This window comes from Mycobacteroides franklinii (assembly GCF_002013895.1).
GTDB classification, from domain to species: domain Bacteria; phylum Actinomycetota; class Actinomycetes; order Mycobacteriales; family Mycobacteriaceae; genus Mycobacterium; species Mycobacterium franklinii.
In genome coordinates this window covers 41,740-65,159 of sequence record NZ_MAFQ01000021.1, presented here as the reverse complement: position 1 = coordinate 65,159, position 23,420 = coordinate 41,740, and the positions used below count along the sequence as shown (strand labels likewise).

General features: G+C 65.8%; 21 protein-coding genes. 9 read left to right on the top strand and 12 right to left on the bottom strand.

The window, feature by feature from the left end; translation table 11 throughout:
• The first annotated feature begins 77 nt into the window (after nt 1-77).
• The 5 genes from B4393_RS25780 to B4393_RS25760 all read left to right on the top strand — a co-directional run bounded on the left by B4393_RS25780 (nt 78) and on the right by B4393_RS25760 (nt 5,782).
• Nucleotides 78-476 carry an MmpS family transport accessory protein gene (locus B4393_RS25780; protein ID WP_078281385.1) on the top strand — a complete coding sequence of 133 codons (399 nt, stop codon included), beginning with the start codon at nt 78-80 and terminating at the stop codon, nt 474-476.
• Entirely contained in the window at nt 473-3,490 is a 3,018-nt protein-coding gene (locus B4393_RS25775; protein ID WP_078336544.1) for an MMPL/RND family transporter, read from the top strand. The genes B4393_RS25780 and B4393_RS25775 overlap by 4 nt, the downstream gene beginning before the upstream one ends.
• Nucleotides 3,491-3,557: 67 nt before the next feature.
• A complete protein-coding gene (locus B4393_RS25770; protein WP_078336543.1) occupies nt 3,558-4,451 on the top strand; it encodes a class I SAM-dependent methyltransferase in 894 nt (297 codons plus the stop codon).
• Between the two features lie 209 nt (nt 4,452-4,660).
• Nucleotides 4,661-4,996, top strand: a complete 336-nt coding sequence (locus B4393_RS25765; RefSeq protein ID WP_043079148.1) for an RNA polymerase-binding protein RbpA — start codon at nt 4,661-4,663, stop codon at nt 4,994-4,996.
• Nucleotides 4,997-5,020: 24 nt separating this feature from the next.
• On the top strand, nt 5,021-5,782 hold the full coding sequence (locus B4393_RS25760; RefSeq protein ID WP_078336542.1) for an SDR family NAD(P)-dependent oxidoreductase: 762 nt from the start codon (nt 5,021-5,023) through the stop codon (nt 5,780-5,782).
• 12 nt (nt 5,783-5,794) lie between these two features.
• Here B4393_RS25760 and B4393_RS25755 read toward each other — a convergent pair whose 3' ends face one another.
• The 7 genes from B4393_RS25755 to cobN form a co-directional block, all read right to left on the bottom strand.
• The gene (locus B4393_RS25755) at nt 5,795-6,556 is read right to left on the bottom strand and encodes a polyprenol monophosphomannose synthase (RefSeq protein ID WP_078281389.1); all 762 of its coding nucleotides are present in this window, start codon (nt 6,554-6,556) and stop codon (nt 5,795-5,797) included.
• A 5-nt stretch (nt 6,557-6,561) separates the two neighbouring features.
• Nucleotides 6,562-8,355, bottom strand: a complete 1,794-nt coding sequence (gene lnt / locus B4393_RS25750) for an apolipoprotein N-acyltransferase (protein ID WP_078336541.1) — start codon at nt 8,353-8,355, stop codon at nt 6,562-6,564.
• Nucleotides 8,348-9,883, bottom strand: a complete 1,536-nt coding sequence (locus B4393_RS25745; RefSeq protein WP_078336561.1) for an amidohydrolase — start codon at nt 9,881-9,883, stop codon at nt 8,348-8,350. The genes lnt and B4393_RS25745 overlap by 8 nt, the downstream gene beginning before the upstream one ends.
• Nucleotides 9,884-10,041: 158 nt before the next feature.
• On the bottom strand, nt 10,042-10,554 hold the full coding sequence (locus B4393_RS25740) for an FxsA family protein (protein ID WP_078336540.1): 513 nt from the start codon (nt 10,552-10,554) through the stop codon (nt 10,042-10,044).
• A 50-nt stretch (nt 10,555-10,604) separates the two neighbouring features.
• On the bottom strand, nt 10,605-10,997 hold the full coding sequence (locus tag B4393_RS25735) for a PPOX class F420-dependent oxidoreductase (protein WP_078281392.1): 393 nt from the start codon (nt 10,995-10,997) through the stop codon (nt 10,605-10,607).
• 18 nt (nt 10,998-11,015) lie between these two features.
• Nucleotides 11,016-11,420: a PPOX class F420-dependent oxidoreductase gene (locus B4393_RS25730; RefSeq protein WP_078336539.1), complete on the bottom strand. Its 405-nt coding sequence runs from the start codon at nt 11,418-11,420 to the stop codon at nt 11,016-11,018.
• Nucleotides 11,421-11,429: 9 nt separating this feature from the next.
• A complete protein-coding gene (gene cobN, locus B4393_RS25725; protein WP_078336538.1) occupies nt 11,430-15,065 on the bottom strand; it encodes a cobaltochelatase subunit CobN in 3,636 nt (1,211 codons plus the stop codon).
• 33 nt (nt 15,066-15,098) lie between these two features.
• Here cobN and cobG point away from each other — a divergent pair, with 33 nt between their 5' ends.
• Genes cobG through B4393_RS25710 form a run of 3 tightly spaced genes read left to right on the top strand, consistent with a single transcriptional unit; the run spans nt 15,099 to nt 18,361 of the window.
• Entirely contained in the window at nt 15,099-16,250 is a 1,152-nt protein-coding gene (gene cobG, locus B4393_RS25720) for a precorrin-3B synthase (RefSeq protein ID WP_078336537.1), read from the top strand.
• Between the two features lie 9 nt (nt 16,251-16,259).
• Nucleotides 16,260-16,886 (top strand): precorrin-8X methylmutase, encoded by a 627-nt coding sequence (locus B4393_RS25715; RefSeq protein WP_078336536.1) that lies wholly within the window; start codon nt 16,260-16,262, stop codon nt 16,884-16,886.
• Entirely contained in the window at nt 16,883-18,361 is a 1,479-nt protein-coding gene (locus B4393_RS25710; protein WP_078336535.1) for a precorrin-2 C(20)-methyltransferase, read from the top strand. The genes B4393_RS25715 and B4393_RS25710 overlap by 4 nt, the downstream gene beginning before the upstream one ends.
• Here B4393_RS25710 and B4393_RS25705 read toward each other — a convergent pair.
• The 4 genes from B4393_RS25705 to B4393_RS25690 are packed head-to-tail and all read right to left on the bottom strand — an operon-like array spanning nt 18,333 to nt 21,761.
• Nucleotides 18,333-19,061 carry a cobalt-precorrin-6A reductase gene (locus tag B4393_RS25705; RefSeq protein ID WP_078336560.1) on the bottom strand — a complete coding sequence of 243 codons (729 nt, stop codon included), beginning with the start codon at nt 19,059-19,061 and terminating at the stop codon, nt 18,333-18,335. The genes B4393_RS25710 and B4393_RS25705 overlap by 29 nt on opposite strands.
• Nucleotides 19,062-19,069: 8 nt before the next feature.
• The gene (gene cobM / locus B4393_RS25700) at nt 19,070-19,825 is read right to left on the bottom strand and encodes a precorrin-4 C(11)-methyltransferase (protein ID WP_078336534.1); all 756 of its coding nucleotides are present in this window, start codon (nt 19,823-19,825) and stop codon (nt 19,070-19,072) included.
• The gene (gene cbiE / locus B4393_RS25695) at nt 19,822-21,075 is read right to left on the bottom strand and encodes a precorrin-6y C5,15-methyltransferase (decarboxylating) subunit CbiE (protein WP_078336533.1); all 1,254 of its coding nucleotides are present in this window, start codon (nt 21,073-21,075) and stop codon (nt 19,822-19,824) included. The genes cobM and cbiE overlap by 4 nt, the downstream gene beginning before the upstream one ends.
• Complete coding sequence (locus tag B4393_RS25690) at nt 21,036-21,761, bottom strand: SDR family NAD(P)-dependent oxidoreductase (RefSeq protein ID WP_078336558.1); 726 nt, start codon at nt 21,759-21,761, stop codon at nt 21,036-21,038. Before B4393_RS25690 ends, cbiE begins: the two co-directional genes overlap by 40 nt.
• A gap of 101 nt (nt 21,762-21,862) precedes the next feature.
• Between B4393_RS25690 and B4393_RS25685 the strand changes: the two genes are divergently transcribed.
• Nucleotides 21,863-22,288, top strand: coding sequence for a F420-dependent biliverdin reductase (locus B4393_RS25685; RefSeq protein ID WP_078281399.1), 426 nt, complete (start codon nt 21,863-21,865; stop codon nt 22,286-22,288).
• Here B4393_RS25685 and B4393_RS25680 read toward each other — a convergent pair.
• Nucleotides 22,285-23,412, bottom strand: coding sequence for a M24 family metallopeptidase (locus tag B4393_RS25680; protein ID WP_078336559.1), 1,128 nt, complete (start codon nt 23,410-23,412; stop codon nt 22,285-22,287). The genes B4393_RS25685 and B4393_RS25680 overlap by 4 nt on opposite strands.
• Nucleotides 23,413-23,420 lie beyond the last annotated feature (8 nt).

Below are 23,420 nucleotides of genomic sequence, written 5' to 3'. Positions count from 1 at the left end.
GTCTGATTGGCAACACGAAGGGCGTTTCAGATGACTTTGTCGCTTCACCCAAAGGTAGCTCGATGAGGAACGCTTGGGTGTATCTTGTTGTGCTGGCGGTGCTTACCGTCGCAGCGCTGTTCATCTTCAAGCTGCGTTCGACCGACATCCCGGACGAGGCGGCGGGAACCGTGGGCCGCCTGCCCACGCTGGGCAGCCTCACCGAACGGACGATTCAGTACGAGGCGGTCGGGCCGGCCGGGACTCCGGCGACGGTCTCCTATCTCGACGACGACGGCCACAACCAGAACGTCGACACCGTCCTGCCATGGCAGGAGGCGCTACGCACCGTGGAACCATCCCTCGTGACGAGCATGGTGGTGCAATCCAATACCACCGGAGTCGGATGCCGGATCACCGTCAACGGAAAGGTCCGCGACGAACAAGTCGCGACCGCCACCGGTGGCATCGCGAGCTGCAAGGTGCAAGTCGCATGAACGGGGACGAGACCGACGCGGTCACCGGGCCGATACCGGCCGCCGGCGGCAAGGACAGCTTCTCCGTTCGATCGCGAGCATTCGGTAGACGTGTGCGCAACGAGTTCTCTGTGCCGTTCCGTCGCGACACCTACACCAGCAGCGAGCAACACAGACCCCTGTATGCCCGACTGCTGTACGGGCTTTCCATACCTATTGTCATCCTGTGGGTGTTGCTCGCCTGCGGGCTCAATGCCGCGGGCCCCCAGCTCGAGAAGGTGATCGAGGGGCACGCGCTGTCCTTCTTGCCGGACGAGGCCTCCTCGGTGCAGGCGCTCTCCAATATGGGCAAGTACTTCGGTGACGGCGGCACCAATAACTTCGTGGCGGTTCTGGCCGAGGGCGACAAGCCCTTTGGAGCAGAGATGCACGGCTACTACGCCGACCTGATGGCGAAGTTCAAGGCGGACAAGAAACATGTCATCACGACGATCGACCTATGGTCCGACCCGTCATTCGCCCCGGCGTTCGAAAGCCAGGACCGGAAGGCCTCGTTCAGCTATCTGAACCTGAGCGGCAACATGGGCACCGCGTTGGCCATGGAGTCGACCCAGGCGGTGCGCGACATCGTCAAGGCGTACCCGCCTCCCGCGGGGGTCAAGATCTATGTGACGGGTCCATCCGCGGTCGTGAACGACGAACTGCTGGCGATCAACCGGTCGATCCTGCCGATCATCATCGCGTGCGCCATCTGCATCACGATCATCATGTCGTTGACCTACCGCTCGCTGTTCACGGCATCGATGCCGCTGCTGGTCGTGGCGGTTGCCCTGGTGACGGCCCGACCGATCGTCGCCCTTCTCGGCGAACGCGGCGTCATCGGCATCTCCATATTCGCCTCGAGCCTGCTGGCCGGCATCGTCCTCGGTGCGGGGACCGACTACGGCATCTTCCTGCTGGGCCGATATCAAGAGGCACGACGAGCCGGCCAGGACCCCACGACGGCGTACTACACCGCGTTATCGAGTGTGCAGCGCATCATCTTCGCCTCCGGACTGACCGTGGCGGGCGCGACGGCATGTATGACCCTGACCAGGCTCGCCGCATTTTCCACGTCCGGTCTGCCGTGCACCATCGGCATCCTCACCGCGCTGGCCGCGGCGCTGACCCTGGGCCCCGCGCTACTGGCGATCGGTTGCAGGCTCGGACTCTACGAGCCCCGCGGCGACCGGGCCATCCGGCGCTGGAGACGCATCGCCACCCACGTGGTCCGCTGGCCCGGCCCGGTACTGGCCGGCAGCCTCGCCGTGCTCGCACTCGCCATTCTCGTGCTGCCGACGTATGTCATCAGCTACAACGAGCGGGCGGCCCAACCGGCCAACACCGAAGCAAACCTGGGCCTCGATGCCGCCGATAGGCACCTGCCCCCCAACATGCTGAACCCGAATCTGCTCTTCGTCGAGGCCGATCACGACATGCGCAACTCCGCGGACCTGATCGCGCTCGCGAAGCTGACCAATGCCGTCTACAGCGTCGACGGTGTGCAAGCGGTGCAAGGCATCACCCGCCCGCTCATCTCGCCGCTGCCTCAAGGCACCCTGACCTACCAAGGCGGATACATCGGCGAACGGATGTCCCAAATAGCCGAGATGGTCAGCACACAACTCAACGGCATCGCCCGAATCACCGGCCAAATCGATCAGCTCTCCGTGGGGGTCAAGGTAGTCCTCAGGGATCTTCAGGTCACCCAGCGCGCCGTCGAGCTTCCCGGCGGTACGGGCAAGGCCACCCGGCAACGTCTCATCGACTTGTTGAAGATGGCGAAGGGCGTCCACAACGAGATGCAGCCGCTGCTCGCGGGCGGCATCGATACGGCAGGCCAGCTCGTGGACATGGTCCCCGATTGCAAACAGATCCTTCCCTGCAACACGGCGCTGACCGGACTCTCGGTGCTCGACGCACTCAACGATTCCGGAGGGCGCAAGTTCGAGGATCTTGTGGACGCCTCCCGTGTCGCCTCAGAGTCGTTGCCGAACTTGGTGATTCAGGTCCGCATGTTGGACCAGTTCCTCGCCGACGCGCAACGAACGCTGACGCCCATCCGCGGCATGGCCGACTCGCTGCTGCTGCAAATGAATGAGGTCACCCAGTTCCTACGGGAGATCGCCGACACCTATATGAAGGGTGACCCGAGCGGATACTTCTTCCTCCCCAGTCAGGCCTTCGAGTCCCCGCTGTTCCAATCCGCGATGTCCGTCTTCTTCTCCCCGGACGGCAAGATCACCCGGATGCTGGTCATGGGCGATGTGAACTCCTTCAGCCGGGAGAGCATGGATTACAGCGCAAAGATCGTCCCCACCGCGAAGGCAGCACTCAAAGGCACCTCACTCGGCGGCAGCACGGTGAGCATCGGTGGAGCCGGAGGCACCCTGCTCAACATCGCCGCCTTCGCCAAGGAAGACTTCATCACCAGCGCGGTGGCAGCATTCGCCTTCGTGTTCTGCGTAGTCCTGCTGCTGCTGCGCAGCTTCGTCGCCGCGGTCGCCGTCGTCGGCACCGTGGGACTGTCATTTCTCTCCGCGTGGGGGCTCAGTGTCGCCATCTGGCAATACGGCGTGGGTCTGCCGTTGCACTGGGCGGTCGCACCGTGCTCCTTCATCTTCTTGGTCGCGGTCGGCGCCGACTACAACTTGCTACTCGTGGCCCGCTTCAAAGAAGAGTTACGTGCCGGAATCAAGACCGGGATCATCCGTTCCATGGTGGGCACGGGCAGTGTGGTCACCACCGCGGGTCTGATCTTCGGTTTCACGATGTTCGCGCTGATCGCCGGCTACTCCAGCACCCTGGCCCAGATCGGCACCACGGTCGGCGTCGGGCTCCTGCTCGACACGCTCATCGTCCGCTCGCTCGTCATCCCCTCCATCGCGACCCTCCTGGGCCGGTGGTTCTGGTGGCCCATGCGGGTGCCGTGCCGCGCGCTGAGGGAAACGGACCCATCACTGGTTCGCTCAACGACCGGTGCGAGCCCGATATAAAAAGGAAACCTTTGTCCAAAAACCGCAGAATAGATAATGGCTGTACACCAGATACGGAGACCGGCGCGTGAAAAGTCGCCGTCTAGATCGTCGGGCGAGTTTTACGGCGCAATCCTGCGCCGCCCAACGCGCGGCCGAGACGCTACAGCCACCGGATCGTCGTCTGCTAGACGATCCCTATTCGCGGTACTTCATCCGTAGTCCCCTGTTGCGGGTGTGTTTGATCCATCCCCTGGCCGCCCGCGCATTCATCGAATTACTGAAATCCGTATTCGGTGCCGCCGGCCACTTCTTCCTGGTCTTGCGAGCGCGCTACACCGACGACGTGCTTGAGGCCGTCATCAACGACGGTGTCGATCAGGTGGTGCTGCTGGGTGCCGGATTCGATACCACGTCGTTGCGCCGGGCCGCGGACAGCCCAGTGAAGATCTTCGAGGTCGACGCGCCTCCCACTCAAGCGGACAAACGCGCCGTCATGGAACGGCTCCGGCCGTGCGACGGAAACGATCACATCGTTTGGGTACCTTGCGATTTCGAGCACGACGCGCTCCGCGAGAAGCTTCTGGAGGGCGGGTTCGATCCCACCCGGCCCAGTCTGATCATCTGGCTCGGAGTGACCGCCTATCTCACCCGGGAAGCCCTGGACGCGACGCTGGCCGATCTCGCCGCGGTCTGCGCGCCGGGCAGCCGACTGGTTTTCGACTACCTGGATACCAATGTCGTGGCCGGGGACAGCACCTCCGCTCGCGCACGGCTCTGGACACAGGCGGCCGCACGATTCGGCGAGCCGTATCTCACCGGTCTCACCGCGGCCGACGCCGACGCTCTGCTCGCCTCACACGGTTTCACGTGCGAGGCACACCTGACCACGTTCGAGTTACTGCAGCACTACGCACCGACGTATGTCAGTCGATCACCTGCCGACGGCCGGGCAGCGATCACCACGGCACAGCGTCGCTAAGACAGACTCCTTTTCCGGTTGTATCCACCGCCACGCGTCACAGATGCGTAGCGGTGACAGTCATGCGAGCGTGCACGAACTATAATGAGGGCCACAACCTGCATGAACAGGGAACTAATGCCGCAGGTGCCGCGTTGAGGTAGACAGCCACCAGCAATGTAAACGCGGGATCCGATCGCACAGACCCGCAGTGAAGAGGAGAAGTACACATGGCAGATCGCGTGCTACGAGGCAGCCGGCTCGGCGCCGTCAGCTACGAAACCGATCGTGACCACGACCTGGCGCCCCGTCGTATGGCCCGTTACCGCACCGACAACGGTGAAGAATTCGACGTTCCCTTTGCCCATGACGCCGAGATCCCGGCGAACTGGGCTTGCCGCAATGGCTTGGAGGGCACGCTGCTCGACGGCGATGTGCCCGAGCCCAAGAAGGTCAAGCCACCGCGCACGCACTGGGACATGCTCCTGGAGCGTCGCAGCGTCGAAGAGCTCGATGAGCTGCTCAAAGAGCGTCTGGAACTGATCAAGGGTCGCCGTAGAGGCTAGAGCCGCGGCAGTCCAACCCCACCCATGAGTGCACCCGGCAGATCGGTAGCGGGTTCGGTTGCCCTCGTTACCGGCGCCGGGAGCGGGATGGGGGAAGCCACCGCCCGCGTTTTCGCCGCGGACGGAGCATTCGTCGCAGTCACCGATCTACGCCTGGAAGACGCACAAGCCGTCGCCGACTCGATCGGTGATGCCTCAGTTCCCTGGGCGCTGGATGTCACCAATGACACGCAGATCAGCGAGGTCGTCGCCGCCGTGGGTGAACGGTTCGGCCGGCTGGACATCGTGGTGAACAATGCCGGGTTCGCGGCGTTCCGATCGCTCGATGACCCCGATTACGGCGATACCTGGGATCGATCACTTGCGGTACACCTGACCGCACCGGTGCGCGTTGTTCGCGCGGCACTTCCGTTTCTGCGCAACTCCCCTGCCCCGCGCGTGGTGAACATCGCATCCACGGAGGCCCTCGGCGCCACCCCGTATGACAGCCCCTATGTCGCCGCCAAATCCGGCCTGGCCGGGTTGACCAGGAGTCTGGCGGTCGATCTGGGGCGGGACGGGATCACCGTGAACTGCATCTGCCCGGGGCCCATCGATACCGCGATGACGGCCGCGATTCCCGCCGAGGACAAGGACACCTATGCCCGCCGGCGTACCGCACTGCGCCGCTACGGTCGCGCCGAGGAAGTCGCACACATGACATTGAGTGTGTGCCTGCCGGCCGCGTCGTATCTGACCGGCGCGGTCATTCCCGTCGACGGCGGCCTGATGGCCCGCAATGCGTGAGGACTGACTACCTCAGCGATTGACGCCGCGGGCCCGGTCCAAGCGGCTTTTGACACCCCACTTGGTCACCTTGACCAGGGCTTCATTGATGATCGAGCCACTCATCTTGGATTCACCGATCGCGCGCTCGGTGAAGGTGATCGGCACCTCGACAACCTCGAAGCCGTGCGCGATGGTGCGCAGCGTCAGATCGATCTGGAAGCAGTACCCGTGCGACTCGACGGCCGCCAAATCCAGCTTTTCGAGCACTTCACGGCGGTATGCACGGTAGCCCGCGGTGATGTCGTGCGGCTTGACTCCCAGCACCAGCCGCGCATAGACATTCGCGCTACGGGACAGGACAAGCCGTCGCCACGGCCAGTTGACCACGGTGCCACCGGGCACGTACCGCGAGCCGATCGCCAGATCAGCTCCGGCGTCCACGGCGTCGAGCAGTCTGGACAGCTGCTCGGGAGCATGGCTGCCGTCGGCATCCATCTCCACCAGCACCGAGTACTGACGGGCCAAACCCCAGCCGAAGCCCGCGATGTAGGCGGCGCCGAGGCCACCCTTTTCCTTGCGGTGCATGACATGTACGCGATCAGGGTCGGCAAGCGCTGCCTCGTCGGCCAGCTCGCCGGTCCCGTCCGGGCTGCCGTCATCGACGATCAGCACGTGCACATCGGGTTGCGCCTTGTGCAACCGACCGAGGATCAACGGGAGGTTCTCCCGCTCGTTGTACGTCGGAATGATCACCAGGGTCCGGGCACTCGGACGTTCGGTCACGGGATCCACTCCGGTCAGGTCTCCTTAATCGGTGAGGCCGGCTCAACCTCACGTTCCGGCCTCTTCAGCCCTCCATTGTGCAGTATCGCCAGGCCAGCCGAGGCCAGGACGGCAAGTACGGCGATCAGAGCAATCGCCCATTCGACCCACGGCCCCCATTGCGTGGCGGGTGTCAGGTCGTTATGCAGTCGTACCTGCATGTCGATGTAGGCCGGTTGGAAGAACCTGGTGCGGCCCGCGTCGACTCCGTCGGGAGAGACAAAGGCGCTGATCCCGGTGGTACCGACGACGATGACTTCCCGGTCGTGCTCGACGGCCCTGACCTTCGAGATGGCTAGCTGCTGCTCGCTCATCGCGGTTCCGAACAAGGCATTGTTACTTGGCACCGTGAGAATCTCGGCGCCGTTGAGCGTGGATTGCCGCAGCGCCCGATCGAAGAGGACCTCCCAGCAGGTGGCGACACCGATCTTGACACCTCCCGCGGTGACGACGCCGTTGCCGTCCCCGGGGACGAAGTACCCGGCTCGATCGGCGTACTCGGAGAAGTGCGCGAAGAAGCTCCGCCAGGGCAGATACTCGCCGAACGGTTGCACGATCTGCTTGTCGTGACGCTCACCAGGGCCGCTGCTCGGGTCCCACACGATGATGGAATTGATCGACTTGGGCTGTTCGGGGGTGGAATCGGGATGCCGCAATACTCCACCGACCAGAATCGGCACCCCGACGGCCTGCGCTGCTTCGTTGATGGCCTCGGCCGCGTCGGCATTGCGGATCGGATCGATATCCGACGAGTTCTCGGGCCACACCACGAACTGCGGCGCCGGTGCCTTTCCGGCCTTGACGTCCTGGGCCAGTAGGAGAGTTTCCTTGACGTGATAGTCGAGGACCGCGCGCCGTTGGGCATTGAAATCCAGGCCCAGCCGGGGCACATTGCCCTGGACGGCCGCGACGGTGACGGTCCGCCCGTCCGTGGCGCCGTGGCTCGCGTGCCGGACCTGCTGCCAGCTGACCGCCATCGCGATCAGGACAAGGCACACGCACGTTCCCGGCAGCAGCACCGACGGCATCGGCCGGGCACCATCCGGGCCCACCGACGGGCTGCGCCACCACCGATACATCTCGATACCCAGCGCGGTGACCGCAAACGCACCCAGGGCCACCGCAAAGGACACCAACGGCGCTCCCCCGTACCTGGCCAGACTCAGCATCGGACTATCGCCTTGGCCGAAAGCAATTCGGCCCCAAGGGAATCCGCCGAACGGGACGCTTGCCTTGCCCCATTCCGTGGCCGTCCATGCGGCGGCGAACCAGAGCGGCCAACCGGGCAGATTCCGCACGGCGACCGCCAGCAGGCCAAACAGTGCCACCCAGGTGGCGCAGAGCAAGGACAAAGCCAACCACGGGACGGCACCGACCAGCTGACCCGTCCACGGCAACAGCGGGATGAAGAACGCCAGACCGAATAGGAGCCCATACCCCAGTCCGCCGCGCAGCGTGGTCTTCGACGACCACAGCACCAGTCCCAGGACCGACAATGCGGGGAACGCCGCCCACCAAAAACCCCAGGGCGGGAAGCTCGCACACAATGCGAGACCGCCGACCACGGCCGCGCCCTGGCGGGCCGCCGCCCGCATCCATGCTCGACCGAAAGCCGTGACGCGCGCGCCTACCGCCGCCGCGAAGAGCTTCCCGCGCGAAGGACCGGTCTCGACGGGAGCCTCCGGCTCATCGTCTGCCGGAACGTCGGACTGCTCGTCGAGATCAGCCAGATCCTCGTCACGCGTCTCATCGACAGTCTCGTCAGCCATGGATCACCTTGCCGCGGTGCACGGTCTGCAGACACTTGGGGAGTACAGCTGTGGCGTCCGATAAGTCGGGCAGTGCCGGTACGCGCGAGCGCGGGTCGGTGGACCACCGCTGAACGCCCGGTTGGCTGGTGTTGATGGTCAGATCCCCTGTCTCCCAGATCGCGTAGCTGGCAATCGCTCCCGGGGCCAGTGTGCCGGTGACGCCATCGTGAATTCCCTGTGCGCGCCAGCCACCTCGGGTCGCGGCACCGAATGCCGCACGGACCGATATGGAGCTACTTGCGGTGCGGTGATGCGCCGCCGCCCGTACCGTCACCCACGGATTCATGGGCGCGACGGGGGCATCGGAACCGAACGCTAGGGGCACGCCTTGGGATGCTAACAGCGCCAGCGGGTTTAGCTGAGTACCTCGGTCCACGCCGAGTCGGTCCGCGTACATGCCGTCGGGGCCGCCCCATAGGGCGTCGAAAGCCGGTTGCACGCTGGCGATCACGCCGAGGCGGCCAAGTTGCTCGGCCTGTGCGGCGGAGATCATTTCGAGGTGTTCCAGCCGATGGCCGCACCGCGCCACGGCGGGTACACCGTGGCGCGCCGCAACCCGCTCGAGGGCCTCGACCACTTGGGCGACGGCGGCGTCCCCGATCACGTGGAATCCCGCGGTGATGCCGGCCTGCGTGCACGAGTCCAGGTGCGCTTCAACCGTTTCGGCATCCAGATGTCTGGTGCCGCAGGTGTGGGGCGCATCGTGGTACGGCTCCTGCAGCCAGGCGGTACGCGATCCCAGGGCGCCGTCGACGAAGAGGTCACCGGCCAGACCGGCAGCCCCTGTCGAGGCCATAAGTTCACGCGCGTGATCGGGATCGCGGGCCGCTTCCCCCCAGTAGCCGGTGACCTGCACGCCGTGCTCGGTGGCCAACAGCTCGCGGAAGTCCTCCAACCCGCCGATCTCGGGCCCTCCGCATTCATGGACCGACACCAAACCGAGCGATGCGGCGGTGTCGAGGGCCGCCCGCCGTGCGGTGGCTCGCCCCTTCGCCGAGAGCGCATCGCGCGCGTAGGCCCGCAACAGATGGTGTGCCGCGGCGGCCAGCGGCTCCTCGGGGTGGAAGCCGGTGGCCTCGGTAAGTCCGGGTACCTGCTGTCGCAGCGCGGTCGATGCCGCGGCCGAATGCACATCGATGCGGGTGAGGTAGACGGCCCGGCCGGGTGCCGCCGCGTCGAGGTCGGCAGTGGTCAGCGGATGCCGATCCGGCCATCGTGATTCATCCCAGCCGTGGCCCCAGATCACCTCGTCGGCGTGCTCGCGGGCATACGCGTTCAACCGGGCCAGGCACTGTTCGCGCGAGGTCACATCGGACAGGTCGAGCCCGATGATGGACAGCCCGAGCGCAGTGACATGAACGTGGGCATCGACAAACGCGGGCGCCATAAAGGCACCCTCCAGGTCCACGATCTGGGCGTCCGGGAACTCCGCGCGGCCGAGGTCGTCCTCGCCGATCCAGCTGATGACACCGCCGGTCACCGCCATCGCGGTGGCCGCGGGATGGGACGGGCTGTGCACCCGGGCGTTGATGAGCAGTTGCGATGAGCTGCTTGCGCGAAGAGCGCCCGGCTCCGATGAGCTGCTTGCGCGAAGAGCGCCCGAACGAATCTGCACTCGGTAATTCTGCCGGGCTCAGGCGACGTCTACGCAGGCAGGTCGTGGCCGGGACGGTATCTGAAGGTCTGTGCGCTGGATTCGTCCGCGACGTCGATGACCTCGCCGTCGATGTAGTCGACCGTGCGCGCCCGGGGCCGGCCGGTCTGAAACGCGCCGAACCCCGAAGGGATGACGGTGACCAGGGGTGCACGCCGGCTCAGTTGGCGGGCCGCGACCAGTGTCAGGACGGGCCGCAGCACGGCACGGGTCGGCGGCAGGAGCAGCAGCAGTCCGATGGCCGAGGAAACCAGCCCGGGGATCACCACCGCGACGGAGCCCAGTGCGATCAGCGCACCGTCAGCGATTGCTCCACCCGGCGACCTCACACCTCGTCGCAGCTGGTCAAGGGCGCGTCGGGCCTGGGATCCGGCCAGCAAGAGGCCGACGACGAAGGCCGCCGCGACCGCGATGATGGTCCAGCCGATGCCCACGGCCGACGTCAACGCCACCAGCGCGGACACCTCGACGATCACGTACAGCAGAAATAGGCCTGGCCACATACCGACTCAACGAGCCGATATGCCGCTGGGTTCCCGTATCGACGTGCGGGTCAGGCCGTGACGGCCAGCCCAATGGTGCCGGTGCTGCCGCGGCGCAGGATGCTCGCCTTCACCAGCACCCATCCCACCAGGCCGTACTTGCGGGTGATCGCCGCGCGGGCGCGCTCGGTGCCGTCGGTATCCAGGACCCGCGCGGTTCCCTCGATCTCACCGCTACGAACCTTGCCCCGCACGTCGCAGACGGCCAGCGTCACCCGTGGAGTGTTGCGGATGCGGCGCACCTTCCAGGAGTTCGTCTCGGTCCACACGAGAAGCTCGCCGTTCTCCGGCGCCGCCCAGACCGCGGCGGGCTTGGCCCGACCGTCCTTGGTGTAGGTGGTCAGCAGGACATATTTGGCGGCACAGACGTCATCGAACGTCGGCGCCGGGAGGTTCGCACCCATGCGCCCATCGTAGGTATGTCACTGCGCTTCCGGCGCGCCGAGCGTCACAGAAATTCCGACTCTGGAACCGCTGCGACGGCTGTTCAGCGCCCACGCGATCCGGCCAAACAAGCCATAGCGCTTGAGCACCGTGGCGCGGATACGCTCGACGGACGCCGGATCCTCCACCACCGCGGCGGTGCCGTCTGCTGTCGGACTGATCGCCCGACCACGCTGGGTACACACGGCCACCGTCACCCTCGGGCTGCGCCTGATCCGCTTGATCTTCCAGGAGTCGCCGCCCGTGGTCATCAGCAGCTCATCGCCCTCGGTCACGAACCACATCGGAGTCGACTTCGGCACACCGTCTTTCGTGAAGGTGGTCAACAAGACGTAGCGGCCGATCGCTACCGTCTCGATGTCCAAGCCTTTGTTCCGGGCCATGTCCCGATGCTACGACTCCAGTTCGCCCTCGGTCTCCAGGAATACCGAGCGCAAATCATCCAAAACTCGCTGGTCGGGTTTTTCCCATAGGCCTCGACTGGCAGCCTCCAGCAACCTCTCAGCGATGCCGTGCAGCGCCCACGGGTTGGACTGCTGCATGAACTTACGATTCTGCTCGTCGAGCACGTAGCTGTTGGTCAGCTGTTCGTACATCCAGTCGGCCATGACGTTCGCGGTCGCGTCGTACCCGAACAGGTAGTCGACGGTGGCCGCCATTTCGAAAGCACCCTTGTAGCCGTGCCTCCGCATCGCTTCCAGCCACCGCGGGTTGACCACACGCGCACGGAAAACCCTTGTGGTTTCTTCAGATAACGTTCGAGTGCGCACGGAGTCAGGTCTGGTGTTGTCGCCGATGTAGGCCGCCGGTGCCTTTCCGGTGAGCGCCCGAACCGCGGCGACCATGCCGCCGTGGTACTGGAAATAGTCATCCGAGTCGGCAATATCGTGCTCGCGGGTATCGGTGTTCTTGGCCGCCACCGCGATCCGCCGGTACTGGTGGCGCATGTCCTCACTCGCCGCGGCACCATCGAGCCCCCGACCATAGGCAAACCCGCCCCATGCGGTATAGACCTGCTCCAAATCGGCGTCGTTGCGCCAGTTTTGGCTATCAATCAGTTGCAGTAACCCGGCGCCGTAAGTCCCCGGCTTGGAACCGAATATGCGCATTGTCGCGCGCCGCCAATCTCCGTGCTCGGCGCGATCGGCTTCGGCGTGCGCGCGCAGGTAGTTCTGCTCCGCAGGTTCCTCGAGACCGGCGGCGAGCGCGACGGCGTCATCAAGCATGGTCACTACGTGCGGGAAGGCATCGCGGAAGAACCCCGAGATACGCACCGTGACGTCGATCCGCGGCCGCCCGAGTTCTGCCAGCGAGATGGCCTCCAGGTTCACCACACGGCGGGAAGCGTCGTCCCACACCGGCCGAACACCCAGGAGTGCAAGCACTTCGGCGATATCGTCGCCGGAAGTCCGCATCGCGGACGTTCCCCAGATGGAGAGTCCCACCGAACGTGGCCAATCGCCATAGTCGGTGCGGTACCGCTCAAGCAGCGAGTCGGCCATAGCCTGGCCTGTCTCCCAGGCCAACTTCGAGGGAACCGCCTTGGGGTCCACCGAATAGAAATTGCGCCCGGTCGGCAGCACGTTGACGAGCCCACGCAGCGGCGAGCCGGACGGCCCAGCCTCGATGAATCGGCCATCCAGCGCGCGCAGGACCGCGTCGATCTCACCGTTGGTGCCGTCGAGCCTGGGCACTACCTCGGTGGCCGCGAAACGCAGGATCTGTGCGACCTGCGGGTCCGCGGTGAGCTTGTCCACCGCGTCGGGGTTCCAGCCCGAGGCCTGCAGAGCGGTCAGCAAGGAATGTGCCTGCTGTTCAATCTCATCCACCAGCGCACGCTCGTCCGTGCCGTCCTCGACCAGGCCGAGTGCCTGGCGCAATCCGGGCACCGACTGTTCGCCCGCCCACATCTGACGGGCACGCAGGATGGCCAGCACCAGATCGACCTGGGCCCCGCCCTCGGGAGCACTGCCCAGGATGTGCAGGCCATCGCGGATCTGCACATCCTTGATCTCACAGAGCCATCCGTCGACATGCAACAGCATGTCGTCGAAGACGTCTTCGTCGGGGCGCTCCTCCAACCCGAGGTCGTGGTCCATCTTGGCTGCCCGCATCAGCGTCCAGATCTGTTGGCGGATGGCAGGCAGTTTGGCCGGATCCAACGCCGAGATGTTCGCGTGCTCATCGAGGAGCTGCTCCAAACGGGCTATGTCCCCGTATGTTTCGGCGCGTGCCATGGGAGGAATCAAATGGTCGACAAGGGTCGCGTGTGCCCGCCGCTTGGCCTGGGTGCCCTCGCCCGGATCGTTGACCAGGAACGGATAGATCAGCGGCAGGTTGCCGATCGCGGCATCGGTGGCACAATCCGCCGACAGCCCAACGGTTTTCCCGGGTAACCACTCCAGGTTGCCGTGCTTGCCAAGGTGCACCAGCGCGTCGGCGCCGAAGCCGCCCTCCTCGCGAGGAGCCGACAACCAGCGGTAGGCGGCGAGGTAATGATGACTCGGCGGCAGATCAGGATCGTGGTAAATAGCGACCGGATTTTCGCCGAATCCACGGGGCGGTTGCACCACGAGCACCGTGTTTCCTGCTTGTAGCGCAGCAATCACAATATCGCCCTCGGGGTTGGCGCTGGTGTCAACAAACAATGTCCCGGGCGGTGGGCCCCAGTGTTCGACAACCTGCTCGGCGAGCCCAGGCGCCAGCCGCGAGAACCATTCCCGGTACTGCCGTGCGGGCACGCGAATCGGGTTGCCCGCCAGTTGGTCCGCGGTGAGCCAGTCCGGATCCTGGCCGCCGCGCTCGATGAGGGCGTGAATCAGCGTGTCCCCGTCTCCGTCCTGGGCGGGCCGACCGGTCGCGGGCAGACCGGGGATGTCGCCATCGGCACCCACGTCGTAGCCCGCGGCACGCATCGCGGTCAGCAGCGCCACCGCGCTCGCCGGAGTATCGAGTCCGACGGCGTTGCCGATTCGCGCATGCTTGGTGGGGTACGCGGAAAACACCACCGCGATCCGGCGTTCGGCGGCCGGTATGGAGCGAAGTTTCGCGTGCCGCAACGCGATACCGGCCACCCGCGCGCAGCGCTCGGCGTCGGGGACGTAAGTGATGAGCCCGTCGCTGTCGATCTCCTTGAACGAGAACGGCACGGTGATGATGCGGCCGTCGAATTCGGGGACGGCCACCTGGGTGGCGACATCCAAGGGACTCATACCATCGTCGTTGGCGTCCCAATCGTCCCGGGAGCTAGTTAGACACAGTCCCTGCAATATCGGGATATCAAGGGCCGCAAGGTGCGCGACACTCCACTCGTCATCCGATCCCCCGGCGCCCACCGCCGCCGGAGTTGCACCGCCGGCCGCCAGCACCGTGACCACCATGGCATCCGCGCCCGAAAGCGTCTTCAGGAGCTCCGGCGGCGCGGTGCGCAACGAGGCGCAGAACACCGGAAGGGCCCGCCCACCAAGGTCTTCGATGGCCGTGCACAACGCATCGATGTAGGCGGTGTTGCCGGCGAGCTGTTGCGCGCGGTAGTACAGCACTGCCACCGTCGGACCGTCGGACATGGCCTCACGACCACTGCGGTCCAACACTCCCCAAGCCGGGTTGGTCGCGGGCGGCTCAAAGCCAATTCCGGTCATCAAGATGGTGTCGGACAAGAACGCATACAACTGCTGCAGATTCGCTGTACCACCCTCGGCCAAGTAGCGATGGACCTGCAGCGCGGCACCGCCCGGGACGGTGGAGCATTCCATGAGTTCGGCATCGGGGGCCTGCTCACCGGAGACCACGACCGTGGGCACACCGGAGGCGATCACGGCGTCGATGCCCTCTTCCCAACCTCGGCGGCCGCCGAGCAGCCGGACGACCACCGCGCCCATCCCGTCCAGCAGGCCCGGCAGGTCGTCGACGTGGATGCGAGAAGGGTTGGCCCATCGGTAGTTCGCACCACTGGCACGCGCGCTCAGTAGATCGGTGTCGGACGTGGATAAAATCAGGATCCTGGGAAGAGATGCCGCATCGCTCACAAGATATTCGTACCGTAGTCCTACGGTGAGTAGGTGACCCGCTCCAGCCCAGACGACGCGTGCCCCGGTGCGTTGCGGTTACACGAGGCGGCCGATGGGGCACTGGCGCGGATCCGGCTACCCGGTGGAATGCTGACGTCGGCGCAGCTGGCCGCGTTGGCGGAGGCGGCCGGCGAGTACGGCGCGCCGGTCTTGGAGCTGACTTCCCGCGGCAACGTGCAGCTTCGATCGATCCGCGACGCGGACGCGGTGGGCGCGCTGCTGTCGCAGGCCGATCTGCTGCCCTCGCCCAGTCATGAACGCGTCCGCAACATCGTGGCCTCACCCTTGTCGGGGCGCGACGGCGACTTCGCTGATGTGCGGCCCCTGGTTGTCCGGCTCGATCGTGGGCTGATCTCATCTCCCGCGCTCGCCGATCTGCCGGGCCGCTTCTTGTTCAGCCTCGACGACGGGCGCGGAGACATGGCGACCATGGGCGCCGATATCGGTGTGCGTCACGAGCCCGCGGGGTGGCGGCTACTCATCGATGGACATCTCACGGAGGGCCTGCACGGCCCCGAAGGCGCTGTCGAGTGCATGCTCGCGGCCGCGCAAGCCTTCGTACGAATCCGCGGAAACGCATGGCGCGTTTCCGAGCTATCGGCCGGCGCCGAAACGCTCGCGGCGAGTCTGCGTCTCACGACTGTTCCGGGGCAGGCAGCGTCACCGAACGCCCACCCGGGGCGCGCACCGGTTGGCTGGATCGAACAGGGCCCCGAGGGCGACTTGGTCACGTTGGGTGCCGCCGTTCCGCTGGGGCAGCTACCGGCGAGAGTGGCGGCCCTGCTGGCGGCGGCGGAGAAACCCGTCGTCATCACCCCGTGGCGCTCTGTGCTGCTGTGCGATCTGCCCCATGAGGACGCCGATGCGGTGCTGCGGGTGTTGGCTCCCCTGGGCCTGATCTTCGATGAGCGCTCCCCTTGGCTCAATGCCAGTTCCTGCACCGGATTGCCCGGGTGTGGGCGTTCGCGGACCGATGTACACGCCGATGTGCGACTCGAGGTGGCCGAAGAGATCGCCAGCGGTATCCACTCGCCGGTACATCGGCATTGGGTTGGCTGCCCGCGGGCCTGCGGCGCCCCCAGCACGAGCCAGGTGCTGGTGGCGACCGAACTGGGTTATCGACCGCTGGACCGGCACCCGTAGGGTTAGCGCGTGCTGGACTACGTACGGGACGGAGCCGAGATCTATCGGCAGTCGTTCGCAACCATCAGGGCCGAGGCTGATTTGTCGGGGTTCCCCGACGACGTGGCGCGTGTGGTGGTTCGGCTCATTCACACCTGCGGACAGGTGGATCTGCCCGGCGAGATCGCCTTCACCCCCGATGTGGTGGCACGCACGCGAGCGGCGCTGGACTCAGGTGCCCCCATCCTGTGTGACTCCTCGATGGTCGCGGCGGGGATCACCCGCCTGCGCCTACCCGCCGACAACGAGGTGGTTTCCTTGGTCGCCGATCCGCGCGCCGCGGACCTCGCCCAGCGCACCGGAACTACCAGATCTGCTGCAGCCGTCGATCTTTGGGCCGACCGGCTGCCGGGTGCGGTGGCCGCCATCGGCAATGCCCCGACTGCGCTGTTTCGCATCCTCGAACTCGTCGACGAGGGCGTTGCTCCCCCGATTGCCGTCCTCGGCGGTCCAGTCGGATTCGTGGGCTCGGCGCAGTCCAAGCAAGAGCTGATCGACCATCCGCGCGGGATGGACTATCTGCTGGTACGGGGCCGGCGCGGCGGCAGTGCGATGGCCGCCGCTGCGGTGAATGCGATTGCGAGTGAACAAGAATGAGCAGAGGAACGCTGTGGGGTGTGGGCCTGGGGCCCGGTGACCCCGAGCTGGTAACCGTCAAGGCCGCGCGAGTCATCGGCGAGGCCGACGTGGTGGCGTTCCACAGCGCGCGGCACGGCCGCAGCATCGCCCGCTCGATCGCGCAGCCGTATCTGCGGACCGGTCAGATCGAGGAGCACCTCGTCTACCCCGTAACCACCGAAACCACCGACCATCCGGGCGGATACCGAGGTGCGATCGACGACTTCTACGAGGAGTCCGCGAATCGGATTGCCGCACATCTGGATTCCGGGCGGAACGTGGCGTTGCTCGCCGAAGGCGACCCGCTGTTCTACAGCTCCTACATGCATATGCATCGTCGCCTGACCGACAGATTCGATGCGGTGATCATCCCCGGCGTGACATCGGTCAGCGCCGCGTCCGCCGCGACAGGGACACCCTTGGTTGAGGGCGATGAGATTCTCACCATCATCCCCGGCACCCTGCCCGCCGACGAGATCGCGCGCAGGCTCAGCGATTCGAACGCCGCGGTCATCATGAAACTGGGCCGCTCCTACGGCGCCGTGCGACAAGCGTTGGACACCTCGGGACAGCTGGACCGCGCGTACTACGTGGAACGGGCCAGCACCTCGGGGCAGCGGGTGCTTCCCGCGGCCGATGTGGACCCGTCCTCGGTCCCGTACTTCTCACTGGTCCTGGTCCCCGGGGCGCAACCTGTCTCCGAGACCGAGCCCGACGGGATGGTGACCGTCCTCGGTCTGGGCCCCGGTCATCACGATTGGACCACCACCGAGGTACGTCAGGAGCTGACGCGCGCCACCGACCTCATCGGCTACGGCCCGTATCTGGATCGAATCCCCGCCCGGGATGGCCAGATTCGGCACGCCAGTGACAACCGCGACGAGCCCGCTCGCGCCGAATTGGCGTTCAAGCTCGCGGCGGGTGGCCGGCGGGTCGCCGTCGTTTCGTCAGGAGACCCTGGTGTGTTCGCGATGGCCGCGGCCGTGCTGGAGGAGGCCAGGGCGTGGCCCGATGTGACGGTGCGGGTCCTTCCCGCCATGACGGCGGCACAGGCCGTCGCCAGCCGGGTGGGCGCCCCCCTTGGACACGACTACGCCGTCATCTCCCTGTCTGATCGCCTCAAGCCGTGGGAGATCATCGAATCGCGTCTGCGCGCCGCCGCTGCCGCCGATCTGGTGCTGGCGGTGTACAACCCGGCATCGAAATCGCGGACCTGGCAGGTCGCGTCCATGCGCGAAGTACTGCTGGAACACCGAGACCCGGCGACCCCGGTGGTACTGGGACGCGACGTGGGTGGCTCGGGAGAATCCGTCCGGGTGACAACACTGGGCGAGCTCGACCCATCACAGGTGGACATGCGCACCCTGTTGATCATCGGGTCATCGCAGACGCAATGGCAGAACACCGATTCCGGCCCCCAGGTGTTCACGCCTCGGCGGTATCCCGCTCAGTAACCCACTGCTGCGCCTCGTCCACGGTGGATACCGTGGACACGTTCTCCGGGAGGGCAGGCCTGTCGATCATGACGACGGGGATGCCCAGCGCTGCAGCGGCTTCCAGCTTTGCCGAGGTCATCGAGCCACCGCTGTTCTTGGTGACCAGAACCTCGATCTCATACTGGCGCATGAGCTCGGTCTCATCGCCCAGCGTGTACGGCCCGCGCGATAACAGCAGATGGTGCCGTTCGGGTAGCTCATCGGCAGACATCGGCTCCACCACGCGGATCAAAAACCAGGCATCCGAGAACAGGAACGCCCCGATACTGGACCGTCCCGAGGTCAAGAACACCCGCGAGAAACCCTGCGCCACCACCGCATCCTTGGCCTCCGCGGCCGTGGAAACGACGATGGCATCTCCCGCCGGCCAGGGTGGACGCCGCAGGATCAGGTGCGGAATTCCCAATCTGTCGCATGCGGCCGCGGCGTTCTCGGTGATCGTCGCCGCAAACGGGTGGGTGGCATCGATGACTGCATCAATATTGTTGTCCAACAGCCATCTCCGCAGGCCTACCTCGCCGCCAAAACCACCGATACGCACACCGCCTGCCGGAACCGCCGGGTTGCGCACGCGCCCAGCCAATGAGGTGGTCACGTCGAATCGGGGCGCGAGCCGCTCGGCCAGCTCACGCGCCTCGGCCGACCCCCCAAGAATCAAGATCTTCACTAGTGCGTAACCCCTCTGCGACGTCCTGCCGAATACAGGTAGCTGTCGGTAAACCCCTCTGGCGCAAGCGCCTTGCCCACGAAGATGACCGCGGTCTTGGTAATACCGGACGCCGTCATTTTTTCGGCGATATCGACAACGGTGCCACGCAGGATGATCTCGGATGGCCAGCTGGCGTAGGCCACCACCGCTACCGGGGTGTCCGGCGCGTATCCCCCGGCGACGAGATCGGCCACGACGGTATCGATCTGAGCAGCCGCCAAGTGCAGAGCCAGGGTGGCCCCCGGGGCGGCGAGGGTGCGCAGATCCTCGCCCGCCGGCATCGCGGTGGATAATGTCGAGACGCGGGTGATCGTCACGGTCTGCGCGATCCCCGGAACGGTGAGCTCCGCGCCCAAGGCCGCGGCCGCCGCCGCGAAAGCCGGGACACCCGGCACAGTCTCATGGCCGATCCCGAGGGCATCGAGGCGACGGCACTGCTCGGCGACCGCGCTGTACAGCGACGGATCACCGGAATGCAGCCTGGCGACATCCAATCCCTGTGCGTCGGCCGCGGATATCTCCTCGATGATGGCATCCAACGTCAGTGCTCCGGTGTCGATAATGCGGGCGCCGGGCGGGCATGCCTCCAGAAGGTCACGCGGCATGATCGACCCCGCGTACAGACACACCGGGCACCGTTGCAAGATCCGCTGCCCACGCACCGTAATGAGGTCGGCGGCGCCCGGCCCGGCGCCGATGAAGTAGACCGTCATGGATGACCCGCTTGCGGGAAGACATCGGACATCGGCTTTTCCGCGCTCCATTGTGTGACAGGCAGCCGGGATCTCCAGCTGGTGAATCCCCCGAGCGGGGCGGCGTCCTCCACACGATATCGGCGCAACTCTCCCCCATGACGTGAATACCAATGCAACAAAAGCGCTTCGGACTCCGCAGTGACCGCGTTGACAACCAACCTGCCACCCGCGGGGAGGTGACTCCAGCAGGCGTCAAGCAGACCGGGCTGAGTCACCCCGCCGCCGAGAAAGATCGCGTCCGGCGCGGTGGCCTGTTCGAAATTCTGTGGAGCCGAGTCGAAGACCTCGATATCGGCGCCGAATCTCGTCGCGTTGACGGCGATGGCTGCCCGCCGCGGCGGCGCGATCTCGAAGGCCGACGCGCGACAGCCGGCGCCACTGCGACACCATTCGATCGCAACGCTCCCCGACCCCGCGCCGACATCCCACAACCGCTGGCCCGGCCGCGGGGCCAGCGATGCCAACGTGACCGCCCGAATCTCACGCTTGGTGATCTGTCCATCATGCTCGAACACATCCTCCGGGAGCCCGGCGACCAACGCCAAGGTGGCGACATCCTCCGCCGGAACATATTCGACGGCAATCACATTCAGCGCATCGCCAGGTGGGTGATCCCAGTGGCGGGCAACACCGCCGAACGAACGCTCGGTGGCACCACCCAGCTGCTCCCAGACCGTCAATTGCGAGGCGCCCAGCGCGGAGTCGGTCAGGCTGCGTGCCAGCTCTCCCGGAGTATTGGCATTGCGACTCAGTACCACCGCGCGCCCGCCGTACCTACGGGCCGAGTCGACAGGGGCGTTCACCAGGCTGATGATCTCAACATCATTCACCGCCCAACCCATTCGGGCACAGGCCAACGACACGCTGGACACGTGCGGGAAAACATGCACCCGCCGCGCGCCGTACAGCCGGGTCAGCGTGGTGCCGATGCCGTGCAACATGGGGTCCCCGCTGGCAAGGACGTGGACATCACCGAGATCGTCGAACATCGTGGACAGCGCGGGCAGCAACGGCGAGGGCCACAACCGGCATTCGGCTGTCAGAGATTCTTCGGCCAGTAGCTCGAGCTGGCGCAACGATCCGAAAATGACTGATGCGCGCTGCAATTCGCGACGGGAACGCACCGACAGCCCGTCGACGCCGTCGGCCCCTATCCCGATCACGGTAATCATCGCGGCATCTTGCGCCATACAGATGACGGTACCCATCGCATCACGAAGGCGAGCACACCCAACGCCCGCGGAATCCACACCGTGCGTTTTCCGCTACGCAATGCCCGCACGGTCGCCTCCGCCACCTGGGGCGGCGTACTCGACAAGGGCGCCGGTGACATGCCGGCCGACATCCGGCCGATCACGAAACCCGGCCGGGCGAGCAGCAAGTGCACCCCAGAACCATGCAGCGCATCGGCCAGTCCACTCGCGAAGCCATCAAGTCCCGCCTTGGCCGACCCGTAGACGTAGTTGGCGCGACGCACCCGCCATCCGGCGATCGACGAGAACACCACCAGCGCGCCACGGCCGGCGCCGCGCATGCGTACCGCCAGGCTGGTCAACAACGCGATCTGCGCCACGTAGTCGATGTGCACGATCGCCGCGGCATGTTCCGCGTCCGTCTCCGCCCGCGCCTGGTCTCCCAACAGCCCGAAGGCGAGCACCGCTACATCGATCGCACCGTGACGCGCGATGATGGCCGCCAGCACCGATTCATGGCTGTCGAGCCGACCGGCATCGAATTCAACGCAGTCGACACCGATAGCGCCCGCCGCCAGGACCCGCCGCTGCTCATCACTGAGGTCACCCGCCCGTCGCGCGGCTAGCACCACCGTGTTTCCCGGTGCCAGCCGAACGGCTACCTCGAGCCCGATTTCGCTGCGGCCGCCGAAAATCACCACGACGCCTGGTCCTCGCGCGGGGGGCTCATCCCCAAGCTGGCCGGAGTGTCGCACCGTGTCGGTCACGTCAGCGATTATGTCCTGCGCTAGCGTGAGAGTTGATGTCGAACACCCCTACGACCCGACTTACCGACGATGCGCTGGCGTTCCTCTCCGAGCGTCATCTCGCCATGCTCACCACGCTGCGGCAGGACAACAGCCCGCATGTGGTGGCTGTCGGCTTCACCTTTGACCCCGCAACCCACATCGCGCGGGTCATCACCACCGGCGGGTCACAGAAGGCCGTCAACGCTCAGCGCGGTGGCCTCGCGGTGCTGAGTCAGGTCGACGGGGCCCGCTGGCTCTCCCTGGAGGGCTCGGCTGTGGTTGTCACCGAGAAAGAGGCTGTGCGCGACGCCGAGCTGCGTTACGCACAGCGCTACCGGACCCCCCGGGTGAATCCGAAGCGCGTGGTGATCGAGGTGAAGATCGAGCGGGTGTTGGGTTCCTCGGATCTGCTGAACCGCGGCGACACCGCAGCCGATTAGCCGCGGGACGGTACCACCGTCAGGCCGTGCGGCCGCGAATTCACCGATTCGCAACCGTTTTCGGTGACAACGACGATGTCTTCGATTCGCGCGCCCCACTGTCCCGGGAAGTACACGCCCGGCTCGATGCTGAACGCCATCCCGGGCTCCAGCACCAGGTCATTGCCCTCGACGATGTACGGCTCTTCGTGCACCGATAGTCCGATGCCGTGTCCGGTGCGATGCACGAACGCCTCGCCCATCCCGGCCTCGGTGAGAACCCGGCGCGCGGCGGCATCCACGGACTCCGCGGTCACGCCGGGACGAGCCGCTTGAACCGCCGCCTGCTGCGCCCGTTCGAGAATCGAAATCCGTTGTGCAACTTCAGGATCAGGTTCACCGATGCTGTAGGTGCGGGTGCTGTCGGAGTTGTAGCCCGGCTCGTAGCTGCCGCCGATGTCGACCACAACGATGTCCCCGGCCTGTAACTCACGGTCGGAGCATTCGTGATGCGGGTCGGCGCCGTGCGGGCCCGAACCGACGATGATGAAGGCCACCTCCGAATGGCCTTCGGCCACAATCGCTTCAGCGATATCGGCGGCCACCTGAGCCTCGGTGCGTCCCGGCGTCAGCAGTTCGGGGACCAGGGCGTGCACCCGGTCGATGGCGGCCCCGGCCTTGCGCAGCGCATCGATCTCGGATGCATCCTTGACCATGCGAAGCCGGCGCAGCACCCCGGTGGCCAACACCGGCACCGTTTGGATCAGTTCTGCCAGCGGCAGCAGATGCAGTGCGGGCATCGATTCGGTGACCGCGACCGTTCCCGCGGCTCCTAGCGCCGCCCGCACCAGCTCGTAGGGATTTTCGCCGTCGACCCAGTCGCTGATGGGGATGGCGAGGTCCCCGATCGCTGAATCTTGCAGTGCTGCAAGCTCCATCCGGGGAGCGACCACGGTGGGCCGGCCCGAGGCGGGTACCACCAAGGCGGTGAGCCGCTCGAACGTCTGCGCGCGTGACCCGGTGAGATACCTCAGGTCGTATCCGGGCGTGATTACCAGGCCGGTCACCCCTGCCTTGGTGGCCTCCTGAGCGGCGCGCTGCAGACGGTTGGCGTAGACATCGGATTCGAAACGCTGGGCTGCCATACGGTCCA